Source organism: Acinetobacter sp. PW68 (assembly GCF_020982655.1).
In the GTDB taxonomy this organism is placed as follows: Bacteria; Pseudomonadota; Gammaproteobacteria; order Pseudomonadales; family Moraxellaceae; genus Acinetobacter; species Acinetobacter towneri_A.
This window is the reverse complement of sequence record NZ_JAHZSX010000001.1, coordinates 1253920-1268738: the sequence shown is the minus strand read 5'-3', so window position 1 is coordinate 1268738 and position 14819 is coordinate 1253920. Positions and strand designations below refer to the sequence as shown.

Sequence of the window (14819 nt, the reverse complement as noted above, 5' to 3'; positions counted from 1 at the left end):
AGTGAATATGCACTTAAGCGTACACCCCCTGCTGAATTTGTTGATCTAACGCATTTAATCGTTCAGGAGTGCCAACATCCACCCAAACACCCTGTAATTTATGTGCTGAAATTTTTCCTTGCTGCATGGCTTGTTTAAGCAATGGTGCAAGCGGTCGTTTGCCCGATTCTAAACCGACGAACATTTGCGGATGGATCACCGCTACGCCACTATAAGTCAGATTTTCACCCGAGCGTGCTTGCTCAAAAGTATAGGCTTTGTTTGCAGCCAGAGTGAAATCACCTTGCGGATGCTGTAATGGATTTTCCACTAAAACCAAATGTGCCAAGTCGTTTTCAAGTTGCACATTTAATAGTGGCGCAAAATCCATGGTAGTCCAAACATCACCATTCACTAATATAAAAGGTTCATAGCCCAATAATGGCAAGGCTTTGATGATACCCCCTGCTGTTTCCAAACCTTCGCCTTCATGCGACCACAAAATTTTTACACCAAACTGAGAACCATCGCCCAAAGCTTCTGCGAGTTTTTCACCTAGCCATGCGGTATTAATAACAATTTCCTGCACACCAATCTTTTGTAATTTTTCGATGTGCCACACAATTAAAGGTTTGCCACCGACTTCCAATAAAGGTTTAGGCGTATGCAGCGTTAAAGGACGCATACGATTGCCCATTCCTGCGGCAAGAATCATAGCTTTCATTTAGGCAAGCACCTCATACTGACCATATTTTGCTGTAAATTTTGGCATTACTGTCGTGTGAATGAAGTGCATAAATGGTTGTAATTCTGGATAAGGCTTACTTTCTTCTAGTAAATACCACATCACGCGCGGTAAATCTTTGAGATAACCCGATTTGCCATCACGCTCAAATAAACGCACAAAAATACCTAAAATTTTGATATGACGCTGAATCGCCATCATGTCGGCATCTTTTTTAAATTGTTCAAAATCGCGTTCCTGTTTAGATGTTTCTGGCATTAAGTCATAAAATATTTTAAACCAACGATAGACACGATCCGCATTCCACTGTACATAAGCATCGCGGGTAATCGAAATTAAATCGTATGTATCTGCACCAATGACCGCATCCTGAAAATCAATCACACCAAGTTCTTTGTCATCGCCTACTTTCATTAAGTTTCGACTATGAAAATCACGATGCACAATCACTTGCGGCTGGGCCACGGCGGCATTGGCTAAAATAGCAAAAGTGCGTTTAATTAAGGCACTTTGTTCCGCACTTGGCTGAATTTGCAAGGCTGGCAATAACCAGTCAGTCAGCAGCTCCATTTCACTGATCAGTTTGTCATAGGAATATTCAGGGAAATGTGCGGTACCATCAATATCTTGCAATTGAATTAACTGTTTAAAACACTGCGCATAATAGTTATCTACAGTCTGATCATTCAGCAAGGTCGATAACAAAACATCGCCAAAATCTTCGAGCAACAAAAAGCCTTGTGTCAAGTCTTTGGCTATAATTTTTGGCACGCGCACGCCATGGGCAGCAAAAAATTCATCAATCGTCACAAAAGGACCACAATCTTCTTTTTCTGGTGGTGCATCCATGAGCATAAATGTTTTATTATTCAAATTGATTCGTGCGTAACGACGAAAACTTGCATCGCCTGCTAAAAAATGAGTTTCAAATTGATCTGAACCAAGTACAGATGTTATCCATGTTTGTATCAATTGTTCGCGTTGTGTATTCATTTGCAATAAATTCTAATACAGGCTGAGTTTTTAAAGTGCTAAGTGTAGCTACTTCTGCGCTTTTTCTCTATGATGCGACAATAATTAATTGCGATTAAGCACTCTTGGTTGATGAGATAAATGAAGCATCAGTTTAAATTTAATCCTTTAGCGACTGCGGTCTTAACTCTGTTATGTGGTCACTCTGTTTCCAGCTATGCGCAGACCACAGATCAGACTTCATCTGTCACAAATCTCAATAACCAGCAGCTTAAGCACACCATTCAAGAAGCTTATCCTGGGCAGCAGTTCTTTGAGCAATATTATGTTGATAAAGCCGCACCTGAAGCACAACAATTTGGTCACAGCCAAAGTTCTGCCTATTGTGAAGGCGCATGGCTAACGCCGATTAGCTCAGGTACTGTTGCGGTAGATGCTGCAAATGCAACTTCTACAGTGACTGCCGATTATGGTCACTATGATCCAAATGGCGATTCAGTCTTAGAAGGCAACGTGGTGATTGACCAAGAAGGTCGTCAAATTCGTGCCGATAAAATTACCATTGATCAAACTCAGACCTTTGCCAAAGCCGAAGGTCGGGTACAAATGGCGCAAGCGGGTTTACTGGCGCAAAGTGATGAAATTAATTACAACCTAAAAACCCAGCAAGGTGACTTAAACAACAGTTTTTATATTGCAGAAGAACAACATGCACACGGCATGGCAGAAAAAATTTCACGCACCTCAACCAATACGATGGTGCTGAATAATGCCACTTACAGTACTTGCCCGCCTGAACAAGCCCCGACTTGGAAAATTCAAGCCAATGAAATTAAGCTGAATCAGGAAACGGGACGCGGTGAAACACGCGGCACCAAATTGTATGTGAAAAATGTACCAGTTTTAGCTGTACCCTACTTCAATTTCCCAATTGATGACCGCCGCACCACAGGTATTTTGACACCTAGTTTTGGCTTTACCAATGATGGTGGGGTTGAGCTATCTGTACCTGTGTATTTGAACCTAGCACCTAATTACGATGCAACCGTTAGCCCGCGTTATATTGGCGATCGTGGTGCAATGCTAGAGGGTGAATTCCGTTATTTAACTGAAAATTTTGGTTCAGGCCAAATCTGGGGTGGTTATTTAGCTTCAGATGCCAAATATGATGATCAAGACCGTAAAGACTTGCACTTTTTACACAACTGGCAAATTAACAATCAGTTTTCGACTAATCTTGAATACAACTATGCTTCAGACAAAGATTACTTTGCCGATTTAAATAATAACCCGAACTCCAAAACCGATCTTAATTTACGTCGTGCTTGGGAGTTAAATTATCGTAACGGCATTCCGGGTTTAAAAGCACAGCTCAAAGTTGAAGATTTCCAAACCCTTGATTCATCTATTGAGTATGAAAAACGCCCTTATGCACGTTTACCACAATTTTTATTGAACTATAAAACAGGTAATCCTCAAGGTTTCCAAGTCGAGTTTAATAACGACACGGCTTACTTCAAAAAAGACATTGGTGCATTAGATGTAGGCGAACCAAGCGGCACCCGTATTTATAACGACTTTGCAGTGCGTTATAACTACCGCAATCCGTGGTCATTTGTTATTCCAGAAGTGTCTTTACGCAACATTAACACCTTCTATGACAAAGACACTCGAAATGCGTTGAATCAATATAACTCATCTAGTGAAAGTGAATCTGTCACTGTGCCACAATTTACATTGGACACAGGGATTACCTTTGAAAAAAATGGTCGCTTCCTACAAACGATTACGCCACGTGCATTCTATGCCTATGCACCGTATAAAAATCAAAATGATCACCCTAACTTTGATTCTGCAACAGCATCAATCAATTATGATCAATTATTCAGTCCAAACCGTTTCTATGGACATGACCGTTTAGAAGATAATAATTTCCTATCTTTAGGCTTAAGCTACAGCCTGTTTGATGAAATTGGTTTGGAACGTATTAAGGCAGGCATTGGTCAAAGTTTCTATTTTGAAGACCGCCGTGTCACACTAGAAAATACCAGCGATGATTTTGACACGCAAAGCCGTACAGGGCCAATTGTCAGCCTCACCAGCCAATTAAGCCAAAATCTCAGCATCGGTGCCAATGCTGCTTGGATGTCTAATGGCGACAATGCTCAGCGTAATGTAAATCTGCTTTACGCTGGCGATCAGGGTAACTTATATAACTTTGGCTATATTAACCGTCGTTATATTCCAAACCGCCAAGACCATTATGATCAAGTGGTTGCATCATTCATTCAACCCATTCACAACAACTGGCGTATTTTAGGTCATGCGCAATATGACCTAGACAATAGCGTAGCGCGTGAGTATTTACTGGGTGTAAATTACGAATCATGCTGCTGGGGTATTTCAGTCTATGGTCGCTCTTACTATAACGACTTGGACGATGTGACAGATACAGGTGTTAAACCAAAACGTGCCATTATGGCAGAGCTAAATTTAAAAGGTTTAGGCAGTTTCAATAATAAACTTGCTTCTTTGCTTGAAAACCGTATTTTAGGTTTTAATAAAATTAATCAATCTTGGACACAACGTTAATGAAGACAGTACAGTTAAAACGATTTTTAAAAGCATCTACCTTGGCACTGAGCATGGCTGTTAGCCTGCCTGCATTTGCCGCTGCGAATGATCAAATTGTGGCTGTAGTTGACAATAGTGTCATTTTAAAAAGTGATTTAGCGCAAAGCGTGGTTGAACTCAAACAACAACTGGAAATGCAAAAGCGTCCTGTTCCACCGCAACACATTTTAGAACAACAAGCTTTAGAGCAACTGATTGTACGCCAAGCACAATTAGAACAAGTCAAACGCTATAATATTAAAGCCGATGAAAAATCTTTAAATGAAGCAGTTTTAAAAGTTGCACAGCAAAATGGGGCAAACAGCCTAGAAGCTTTTCAGCAAAAATTAGATCAATCCGCGCCAGGCAGTTATGCATTTTTACGTAACCGTATTGCTGAAGATTTAGCAATCAATCGCCTACGTCAACAAGTCGTAATGTCACGTATTCAAATTAGCGACCAAGATGTTGATAATTTCCTGAAAACCCCGCAAGGTCAAGCAGCATTAGGCAATCAAGTACATATTTTGCATGTGCGTGTTTCAGGAACAGAAAATGCCGCACAAGTTGCGCAAAAAGTAAAAGCTGAATTAGCACAAAGCAATGATGTTCAAACCATTAGCAAAAAATACACAGGCAATGGTGTAACCGTACAGTCTGCAGACTTGGGTTTACGTAACCTAACAGATATTCCTGCAGAACTTGCTGCACGCATTACACCGTTAGATGTGGGTCAAACCAGTGAACTGATTGAAGTCCGTGATGGTATTCATGTGGTCAAGGTCTTAGAGCGTAAAAGCACTGAACAACGCGCATTGGTACCTCAATATCAAACCCGCCACATCCTCATTCAACCGACAGAAGTGGTTAGCCCTGAAAATGCCAAACACATGATTGAAAGCATTTACAACCGCTTAAAAGCAGGTGAAGATTTTGCAACCTTGGCAGCAACGTTCTCTAACGATGCAGGCTCTGCACGTGATGGTGGCAGCTTAGGTTGGGTCAACCCTGGGGTGATGGTACCTGAATTTGAAAACCAAATGAAAAACACCGCCAAAGGCGAAATTAGCGCACCATTCCAGACTCAGTTTGGCTGGCATGTATTGCAAGTCACCGATATCCGTCAACAAGATATGACACGTGAATACCAAGAACGTATGGCACGTCAAATTTTAGGTGAACGTCAATTTGATACTGAACTAGACAGCTGGTTACGTGAAACACGCAACAATGCTTTTGTAGAAATCAAAGACCCAAGCTTAGATCGTAAAAAGAACTCCTAAGCGCGTAGAGCTTTTAGATCTTTAGATCACAATCAAAACCAGTGCCACCGCACTGGTTTTTTACTTTCAAGCGTAGCTGCTCAAACTTATGTCTCATCCGTTCGACTTTCATCAAGAAAAGTTTTTATTATCTATTAGTTCCAATGGTAGCTGCAATTCTCCACACTCTTCTTCTGGCTCAGATGGGATGGTAATTTTGACTTGATTATTTAACTGCCATACTCCTTTTACAGGTTCAAATAACTTGTATTTTAGCTGAAAAATACGCTCTTCATCTGGCATTAATTCAACTTTTCTAATAATGGAACACTGCATCTCAGGAAATAATTGATCTTTTGTTTCAGTATTATAAAAATCTAAAGGCACATTGCAATCAGGATATTCTAATATCACTTTATCCGAATAATTATTAAGAAAAGATAATTTAATCTCTATAGGAATACCTTTATCTTTATCAACTTTTCGATCATATGATTTATCTTTACGTAAATCTGTTTTTTGGTTTAAATCCAAAAATTGAATTTCGCGAACGACTAGACCACACAAATCAGTTGCAGCCCCAGATAGTCTTAACGTATATTGATCCTGATTAAAGACATCATCAGTATTGCTGTCGTTAGCATTCCCAAGACCAGGTGGAGGTGGAAGCCCATTACCTGTACCTTCTAAACTAGCTCCCCCTACACTAAAATCCTGTCCGCAACCGATCATTGTTAAAAATAAAATATTAAAGCAAAATAGCTTAACCATTTTCTTCACGGTCATGTTGATAAACCCCAAATATAAAAGTTTTAGTACCATCTAGCTTGCCTTCATCCTCTGTACATTTTTCAGAAGCTAGCTTGAGTAGTTGTAGTGAATATTCGTGCCACAATTTTAGACTTTGATCACGTAAAAACTGAACAGATGCTTCTGTTAATCCATCCGCACACACAGCTTGTTCTAAAAAGTTTGTCTGATTATTTTCAAATAAATTATGTAAACCTGCAGCCAGATGGGATTGTAAATTTTTAATCAAAATTTTACGAGCTTCTTGTAAAGAAGGATCAGGAATAAACTGTCCTTTTTGCAAGAAAATATTACCGTCTTTTTCAAGTACTATGCCTAATCGGATCAACTCATTTAACACAGACCTAGGATGGCGTTCAGTAGATACTCTTTTTACCAGAATTTCGAAATTATTTTCTTCATCACTACTGAATGGTAAACACTCTCCCCAGCCTTCTGCTAACCACAAACCTATAACCCGAGAAGGAACACTAATTGGTTCAGAGATATTTGCTTCAGTCAAAGGCTTACCCGCCAGCTTTGTCTCTTTATATGCACTCACATCCTTACGGTGTAAACCAGATAATAAACTAATAGCAGAAATAGTAGGCTTTTGATCAATCCTTTCTAATTCTTGAAGAGCCTGTTGATAAAAAATTGGTTTTAAAGCAGCTGAAAATTCAGTATATCCAACACCAGAACGAATTAACCATTGGCTAAGATAATCCATGAGTGCAAGCACTTGCTTTAAATTAAACTCAGCATCATTAGTAGGAAGTTTAGTCATTACACCAACAGCAATAGAATTACAATTGAAATTTTCTCACTATTTTTAGTCTCTTACAAATTATATCAGATGAATTTTCGTATCTTGTAAATAAAAATACTCACAACCTGGCTCTCAATCTATGACTTTTTAATTTTTTACTATTTAACGTTCATCTATTTACAACTGTTAATTAAATATTCTATCATAAAAATGCGAAGTTTTCGCATTCTTTGATAAAGTATTAAATTTAAATAATCATCGTTAAGGTGTAAGTATGATGAAAATTTCACCCCTGATTCTTGTATTTACCATTTATGCTAGTTCAACGTCTTCTTATGCTGGCTTTGCAGACAGTTTAAGAGACCTAAGAGGAACCTTAAGTCAAATTAATGAAACGACCAAAGAAGTAGCAGGTACAGCCAAAGAAATGACTAAGTTTCGTGGTAATAATGAAACATCTAAAGATATTGAACGTACTATAGGACAAAAATTAACCCCAAAACTAAACAACTTACCGCTTTATGAAACGCCTAATAAATCAAGCAAAGTAAAAACTAAGCTTTCTAAAAATTCTGACATTATTTATGCAGGTAATGTCAGCTCAAATGGATTAATCGAAGTAACAACAGAATATGGAAATGGATGGGTAGAGTCTCATTTAATTCATTAATTCTTAAAATGGGGGCGATAGTGATAACATAGCTATCAGAATGTTGATGGCTATCTCTGAGAAAAATATTTCTAGCGAGTAGCTTATTATGAACAAGATAATTAAAAGTGGCTTTGTGACTGTAATAATTACTGCTTTGGTTGGTTGTAACAGTGACAGCTCAGATAATTCCAATACACCAACACCAACACCAACTCCAACTCCAACACCAACTCCAACTCCAACTCCAACTCCAACTCCAACACCAACTCCAACTCCAACTCCAACTCCAACTCCAACAACAGTAGCAGATAAATTGGCTGGAGAGTGGATTCAAGGCTCATCTAATTTAGGTATTTCTGATTGTAGTTTAGCTCAGATTGAAATTCTTAAAACTGGGGATAATTCAGTAGAAGGTAGTAATGAAGGGATCCAATATTCTCAATATAATTCATCATTAAAAACGTGTGGAGGTGAATTAGTTAGCAAGCGTTATCAATTACTTGGAGATCTAATACTAAAAGACATTCAAACTGGTATCAAATATGATAACTTCTTTTACTATCCTATTAAATATCAAAAATATAGCACAACCTCAGAAGAGAATAGAGTCTTAACTTTTTTAGATGATGACTCATTTTGTATTATTAATTCAACTAGTAATAATCCTGCTTACATTAAGTTAGAAAGGAATTCCATATCTAACCCCTACAAGGATAATCGCTGTTATGTAAAAAGTAATATCGGATTATTTACTGCAGAAAAACCTAAGATCCTTATTACAACAGCAAATTTTTTAAATGTAGATGCGGTTAATTCAACCAGTAGTACTGCATTCCTATCTCAGCTTAATGAAATGGGGAAAAATGGATATAAAATTGTCGCATACAATAATAAGGTGTATGGAAATCAGAGATGGTCCCACTTGTTTGAACAACTAAAAGCTTATTTATAAGTGATATTCTGCTCTAGTTAAGCTACCTTATTTTGTTGTGGTAGCTGGTCATAGTAAAACTCATCTGGAGTCATTTTGTCCAGACTCGAATGAGGTCGTTTCAAATTATAAAATTCAAAATAGGCATTTAATTGCTTTTTCGCATCAAAAACATTGCTGTAGGCTTTGAGATAAACCTCCTCGTATTTAACGCTCCGCCATAATCGTTCAATCATCACATTATCAACCCAACGACCTTTACCATCCATGCTGATTTGGATGTCATTTGATTTTAACACTTCAATAAATGCATCACTGGTAAATTGACTGCCTTGGTCTGTATTAAAGATTTCAGGTCGGCCATATTTTTCAATAGCTTCATTTAATGTTTCTATACAAAATGCAACCTCCATACTAATCGATACGCTATGGGCAAGCACCTTACGGCTGTGCCAATCAATCACAGCACATAAGTAGACAAAGCCTTTTGCCATAGGGATATACGTTATATCCGTTGCCCACACTTGATTACTCCGTTGAATATTCAATCCTTTGAGCAGATATGGATATTTACGGTGAGCTTGATTGGCCTGACTTAGATTTGGTTTACGATATAACGCATTAATGCCCATTTTCTTCATTAAAGTACGTGTATGACGTCGTCCTATATGATGTCCTTGACGGTTCAATAAATCACGCATCATACGGCTACCTGCAAAAGGGTATTGCATATGTAATTCATCAATACAGCGCATCAGCTTCAGATCTGATGCACTCACAGGTTTTGGGCGATAGTAATAACAACCACGGGAGACTTTCAGTAGCTTAGCTTGCTTAGATACTGAAATCTGAAGTGAGTCGTCGATTAACTTTTGTGGTTGAAGCGGCCCAGTTTCTTCAACACACCTTCTAAAAAATCAATTTCTAATGCCTGCTCACCGATTTTTGCATGTAGTTTCTTTAGATCAATGGGCGGTTCTGCTGGAGCTTTTGATTGATCGAAGGCTTGCGAGGAAGCTGAAAGCAATTGATTTTTCCAGTCGATAATTTGGTTTTGATGAACATCAAATTCAGCACTCAATTCAGCAAGTGTTTTTTCTGCTTTAATCGCAGCAAGCGCTACCTTAGCTTTAAAGTCATTTGAATGATTTCTTCTTGGTCTACGTGCCATAAAATACTCCATATATCGATGTTTATAACATCATTTGGGGAGCAAAATATCACTTATAGGAGTTGTTCAAATTTACGGAGCCATCTCTATCAAACTGTAAATAGCTATATGAAGTTAGCTAATCAGAATACTCGCTACTCTGCTATTGTGTCTGATCGAACTGCAAGCTCTATTAGCAATATCTATTTTTCATGGTTAAGTAATCTTAATGAGAATGGAAAATCTGGATACCAATTTCTTCATTCTGTAAGGCCTTCTACTGACTTAAATTTTAAAGACTATTTTTTAAAAAATGAAAATGATAATGCATCATACACTTACGATAGTGGTTATCTTTCCCCACTTGTTGACACTAATCAATTAATAAATGTACTTAATAAATTAGGTCAAGAAGGTTGTCGCATTATTCAATTTAAACAATACTTTACAGGAAATCATGTAGAAATTTTAGATAATAAAGAAAATCAACCTAAGATAGCAACTTGTATAAATAGTAGTAAACATAATGGTACCTACACATATCGATACAAAGACTATCCAACAGAGAGTACAAAACTTGAACGCGCTTTAGCATTGCAAAATATGATAAATGCTCAGGCTAAAGATGGGTATCGTTTAGTTAGTCGCTCTTTGTAAGCGTCCGCTGAATCCCATACCTATTTTTTAATTTTGGTCGGATTTCCAGCGGTGTGGCAGTAATTCTTCTATTTGGGTCACTTTATGTGTCGGCAACCTTTTCAGAACATCACTTAAATAGGCATACGGATCCAGCCCATTCAGCTTTGCTGACTGGATTAATGTCATGATATTGGCTGCTCGCTGACCGCTGCGCAGCGAACCTGCAAATAGCCAATTCTTACGTCCCAACGCCCAAGGTCGCATCTGGTTTTCCACCCAATTATTATCTATAGGTAGATTGCCATCATCCAGATAGCGGCTTAAAGCTGGCCAACGCTTCAGAGTGTAATTGATGGCCTTGGCGGTTGGAGAACTCGATGGCACAGTCAGTTGATGTTGGTTAAGCCATTCATACAGTTGTTGCATCACCGGTTGACTATGCTGTTGTCGGTATTCGCGGCGGTCTTCCGCTGTACCATCGGTCTTTTTCCTGAGTTCTGCTTCTATCGCATACAGTTTCTGAATCAGCACTAAGGCCTGTTCAGCGACCTGACTTTTCCCGGTCACATGCAGTTCATGGAATTTACGACGTGCATGGGCCATGCAGCCCACCTCTATGACCTGGCCTGATTTAAAGCGTGCTTTATAACCACTGTAATCATCACAGACCAGATGGCCCTGCCAGCCTTTCAAGAACTCTTCAGCATGCTGGCCTGAACGACTATCCTGAAAGTCATAGATCACCGCCTGAACTGGATTGTACTGTGTAGTGGCATAGGCCCAGACATAACCTTTCTTCGGTTTTTTATCATTCTCACCCATCCGCATGATGGTGACCGGTGTTTCATCTGCATGCAGCACCTGCTGTTGTAGTACCACCTCTTTTAAGGCATTGGCCAGAGGTTCCAGTTCTACACCGCAGCGACCTATCCAGTCAGATAAAGTTGATCTAGAAAGTTCGATTCCCGCCCGCTGATAGATCAGACGTTGACGGTACAGCGGCAAATGATCGGCATATTTCGATACCAAAACATGGCTGAGCAGTTCAGGTGAAGCAATGCCTTTATCAATCACATAGGCGGGCATCGCTTGCTGAGTCAGAGTGTCACACTGATCACAGACCCATTTACCACGCACATGCTGTTCCTTATAGAACTGTGCCGGTCTGAAATGCAGTTTTTCACTGACATCTTCGCCGATACGACGGAGTTGGCAGCCACAAGCACAACATTGGGTTGATGCAGGTTCATGCTCAATACGGATGGTGTGTAGATGATCTGGCAGTGGTCGACGTTTAGGTTTATTGGTTTTGGCTTTCTGTGTCACTGCATCGGTTTTATCTGCATTTAGCCGTTCCAGTTCTAGATCAACCGCGGCAATATCTTCTTCAACCGCTTCATCCCACAGGTGGATTTGTTTTGCAGTGAGATGTTCGTTTTTACTGCCGAATTTGTGCTGTTTAAATAGTGCGAGTTCATGCTCGTATTTTTGATTGAGAATAGAAAGATGTTGAACTTTAGAATCTAATTGCTGATTGGTGACTTCAAGATGTTGAACTCTGGCATCTAATTGCTGGTTTGATTTTTCTAATTCTTGATTTGATTGTGCCAGAGACTGATGCTGCATCGCCAACTGCCTGGTGAATTCCAGCAGTTGTTCATGGGTCAGTTGGCTTAAGTCAGGCAGCGTATTCATGACCGCAGTATGCCTGAGGTCATGAGAAGAATGAAATAGAACGTTTGGAGAATAGCAGAATGGAACAGCCTGGTTTAAAGCATCGTCACCACCTGCTGTCGTCCAATGCGCTGCCAAGGCAAACCCTGGATCAGTGCCTGTAACTGTTCCGGGCTGAGGGCTACGCTTTCACCCTGGTGAACTTTAGCCCAGTGAAATTTGCCCTGTTCCAACCGCCGGGCACACAGCCAGATGCCCAGTCCATCATGTACCAGCACTTTCATGCGATGGCCACGTTTATTACAGAACAGGTAGGCGCAATGCGGTTTAATGTAGCCAAAGGCTTTCATAATCTGCGCCATGACCGTATCCATCCCTGCTCGCATATCCAGAGGTTGGGTAGAAAGCCAGATTTCATCAATGCGGATCATGTTGCAAGTGCCTTGAGTAATTCTGCTAAAGCAGATATTTCTGATACTTGCCATTTCAAGCCAATTTCTGCTTTTGAGTGGGGTAAAGTAATTTGAACCGTTAACATGTCAGTAGGAGTAGGATCTAATGGTGCAGAGCAAGATAAGGCAATAAATGCAGGTTTATTCGGTAGTGGTGAGCGATCATTCCCTGGCTTAGCATCAATTAAGCGAATCCATTTGGATACAAGATTTGTATTCAATCCATGTTGCAAAGCGACTGAAGCAATTGAAACGTCCGGTGCTTTACAAGCCTGAACGATCTGCTGTTTAAATTCAGCACTGTATGTTCTTCGTTTTTTCGCAAGAGATGCGATGGATGTCTGGTGATTTGTAGTCATAAATTTTAGTCCCCACTTGTTTTTAAGTGGGGACTAAATTAAGGCTTATAGGATGAATTCATAAGGTGTGTTCAGCGGACGCTTACCGCTCTTTGTAAGCGTCCGCTGAATCCCATACCTATTTTTTAATTTTGGTCGGATTTCCAGCGGTGTGGCAGTAATTCTTCTATTTGGGTCACTTTATGTGTCGGCAACCTTTTCAGAACATCACTTAAATAGGCATACGGATCCAGCCCATTCAGCTTTGCTGACTGGATTAATGTCATGATATTGGCTGCTCGCTGACCGCTGCGCAGCGAACCTGCAAATAGCCAATTCTTACGTCCCAACGCCCAAGGTCGCATCTGGTTTTCCACCCAATTATTATCTATAGGTAGATTGCCATCATCCAGATAGCGGCTTAAAGCTGGCCAACGCTTCAGAGTGTAATTGATGGCCTTGGCGGTTGGAGAACTCGATGGCACAGTCAGTTGATGTTGGTTAAGCCATTCATACAGTTGTTGCATCACCGGTTGACTATGCTGTTGTCGGTATTCGCGGCGGTCTTCCGCTGTACCATCGGTCTTTTTCCTGAGTTCTGCTTCTATCGCATACAGTTTCTGAATCAGCACTAAGGCCTGTTCAGCGACCTGACTTTTCCCGGTCACATGCAGTTCATGGAATTTACGACGTGCATGGGCCATGCAGCCCACCTCTATGACCTGGCCTGATTTAAAGCGTGCTTTATAACCACTGTAATCATCACAGACCAGATGGCCCTGCCAGCCTTTCAAGAACTCTGCAGCATGCTGGCCTGAACGACTATCCTGAAAGTCATAGATCACCGCCTGAACTGGATTGTACTGTGTAGTGGCATAGGCCCAGACATAACCTTTTTTCGGTTTTTTCTCATTCTCACCCATCCGCATAATGGTGACTGGTGTTTCATCTGCATGCAGCACCTGCTGTTGCAGCACCACCTCTTTTAAGGCATTGGCCAGAGGTTCCAGTTCTACACCGCAGCGACCTATCCAGTCAGATAAAGTTGATCTAGAAAGTTCGATTCCCGCCCGCTGATAGATCAGACGTTGACGGTACAGCGGCAAATGATCGGCATATTTCGATACCAAAACATGGCTGAGCAGTTCAGGTGAAGCAATGCCTTTATCAATCACATAGGCGGGCATCGCTTGCTGAGTCAGGGTGTCACACTGATCACAGACCCATTTACCACGCACATGCTGTTCCTTATAGAACTGTGCCGGTCTGAAATGCAGTTTTTCACTGACATCTTCGCCGATACGACGAAGTTGGCAGCCACAAGCACATTGGGTTGATGCAGGTTCATGCTCAATACGGATGGTGTGTAGATGATCTGGCAGTGGTCGACGTTTAGGTTTATTGGTTTTGGCTTTGTGTGTCACTGCATCGGTTTTATCTGCATTCAGCCGTTCCAGTTCTAGATCAACCGCGGCAATATCTTCTTCAACCGCTTCATCCCACAGGTGGATTTGTTTTGCAGTGAGATGTTCGTTTTTACTGCCGAATTTGTGCTTTTTAAACAGCGCAAGTTCATGCTCGTATTTTTGATTGAGAATGGAAAGATGTTGAACTTGAGCATCTAATTGCTGATTGGATACTTCAAGATGCTGAACTTTGGTATCTAATTGTTGGTTTGATTTTTCTAATTCTTGATTTGATTGTGCCAGAGACTGATGCTGCATTGCCAACTGTCTGGTAAATTCCAGCAGTTGTTCATGGGTCAGTTGGCTTAAATCAGGCAGCGTATTCATGACCGCAGTATGCCTGAGGTCATGAGAAGAATGAAATACAACATTTGGAGAATAGCAGAAT

Annotated in this window: 14 protein-coding genes; 5 read left to right on the top strand and 9 right to left on the bottom strand. The window is 40.4% G+C overall.

Annotated elements, in window-relative coordinates; translation table 11 throughout:
* Positions 1-13 precede the first annotated feature (13 nt).
* Together murU and K1T76_RS06025 are read right to left on the bottom strand one after the other, a co-directional pair.
* Positions 14-703 carry an N-acetylmuramate alpha-1-phosphate uridylyltransferase MurU gene (murU, locus tag K1T76_RS06030; protein ID WP_230244638.1) on the bottom strand — a complete coding sequence of 230 codons (690 nt, stop codon included), beginning with the start codon at positions 701-703 and terminating at the stop codon, positions 14-16.
* Positions 704-1717, bottom strand: coding sequence for an aminoglycoside phosphotransferase family protein (locus K1T76_RS06025; RefSeq protein WP_230244636.1), 1014 nt, complete (start codon positions 1715-1717; stop codon positions 704-706).
* A gap of 120 nt (positions 1718-1837) precedes the next feature.
* Here K1T76_RS06025 and K1T76_RS06020 point away from each other — a divergent pair, with 120 nt between their 5' ends.
* Both K1T76_RS06020 and K1T76_RS06015 read left to right on the top strand, forming a co-directional pair.
* On the top strand, positions 1838-4288 hold the full coding sequence (locus K1T76_RS06020) for an LPS-assembly protein LptD (RefSeq protein WP_230244634.1): 2451 nt from the start codon (positions 1838-1840) through the stop codon (positions 4286-4288).
* Complete coding sequence (locus K1T76_RS06015) at positions 4288-5592, top strand: peptidylprolyl isomerase (protein WP_230244632.1); 1305 nt, start codon at positions 4288-4290, stop codon at positions 5590-5592. The genes K1T76_RS06020 and K1T76_RS06015 overlap by 1 nt, the downstream gene beginning before the upstream one ends.
* A gap of 111 nt (positions 5593-5703) precedes the next feature.
* Here K1T76_RS06015 and K1T76_RS06010 read toward each other — a convergent pair whose 3' ends face one another.
* Positions 5704-6357, bottom strand: coding sequence for a hypothetical protein (locus tag K1T76_RS06010; protein ID WP_230244630.1), 654 nt, complete (start codon positions 6355-6357; stop codon positions 5704-5706).
* Positions 6335-7147, bottom strand: coding sequence for a DUF6502 family protein (locus K1T76_RS06005; RefSeq protein WP_230244628.1), 813 nt, complete (start codon positions 7145-7147; stop codon positions 6335-6337). The genes K1T76_RS06010 and K1T76_RS06005 overlap by 23 nt, the downstream gene beginning before the upstream one ends.
* Before the next feature lie 256 nt (positions 7148-7403).
* Here K1T76_RS06005 and K1T76_RS06000 point away from each other — a divergent pair, with 256 nt between their 5' ends.
* A complete protein-coding gene (locus tag K1T76_RS06000; protein WP_230244626.1) occupies positions 7404-7799 on the top strand; it encodes a hypothetical protein in 396 nt (131 codons plus the stop codon).
* A gap of 88 nt (positions 7800-7887) precedes the next feature.
* Positions 7888-8733, top strand: a complete 846-nt coding sequence (locus K1T76_RS05995) for a hypothetical protein (RefSeq protein ID WP_230244625.1) — start codon at positions 7888-7890, stop codon at positions 8731-8733.
* Between the two features lie 17 nt (positions 8734-8750).
* Here K1T76_RS05995 and K1T76_RS05990 read toward each other — a convergent pair.
* Positions 8751-9883 (bottom strand): IS3 family transposase gene (locus K1T76_RS05990; RefSeq protein ID WP_223287772.1). Its coding sequence is split into 2 segments (ribosomal slippage): positions 8751-9631 and positions 9631-9883, totalling 1134 coding nucleotides; the frame shifts between segments, so codons are not numbered across the junction.
* 108 nt (positions 9884-9991) lie between these two features.
* Here K1T76_RS05990 and K1T76_RS05985 point away from each other — a divergent pair.
* Complete coding sequence (locus K1T76_RS05985) at positions 9992-10519, top strand: hypothetical protein (RefSeq protein WP_230244623.1); 528 nt, start codon at positions 9992-9994, stop codon at positions 10517-10519.
* A 27-nt stretch (positions 10520-10546) separates the two neighbouring features.
* Here the strand turns inward: K1T76_RS05985 and tnpC (K1T76_RS05980) are convergent, their stop codons facing one another.
* The 4 genes from tnpC (K1T76_RS05980) to tnpC (K1T76_RS05965) all read right to left on the bottom strand — a co-directional run bounded on the left by tnpC (K1T76_RS05980) (position 10547) and on the right by tnpC (K1T76_RS05965) (position 14758).
* The gene (gene tnpC / locus K1T76_RS05980; protein ID WP_230244487.1) at positions 10547-12196 is read right to left on the bottom strand and encodes an IS66 family transposase; all 1650 of its coding nucleotides are present in this window, start codon (positions 12194-12196) and stop codon (positions 10547-10549) included.
* Positions 12197-12270: 74 nt separating this feature from the next.
* Complete coding sequence (gene tnpB, locus K1T76_RS05975; protein ID WP_171489061.1) at positions 12271-12606, bottom strand: IS66 family insertion sequence element accessory protein TnpB; 336 nt, start codon at positions 12604-12606, stop codon at positions 12271-12273.
* Positions 12603-12986, bottom strand: a complete 384-nt coding sequence (tnpA, locus tag K1T76_RS05970) for an IS66-like element accessory protein TnpA (RefSeq protein WP_004691518.1) — start codon at positions 12984-12986, stop codon at positions 12603-12605. Before tnpA ends, tnpB begins: the two co-directional genes overlap by 4 nt.
* 125 nt (positions 12987-13111) lie before the next feature.
* Positions 13112-14758: an IS66 family transposase gene (tnpC, locus tag K1T76_RS05965; RefSeq protein ID WP_104915065.1), complete on the bottom strand. Its 1647-nt coding sequence runs from the start codon at positions 14756-14758 to the stop codon at positions 13112-13114.
* Between the last annotated feature and the right edge of the window lie 61 nt (positions 14759-14819).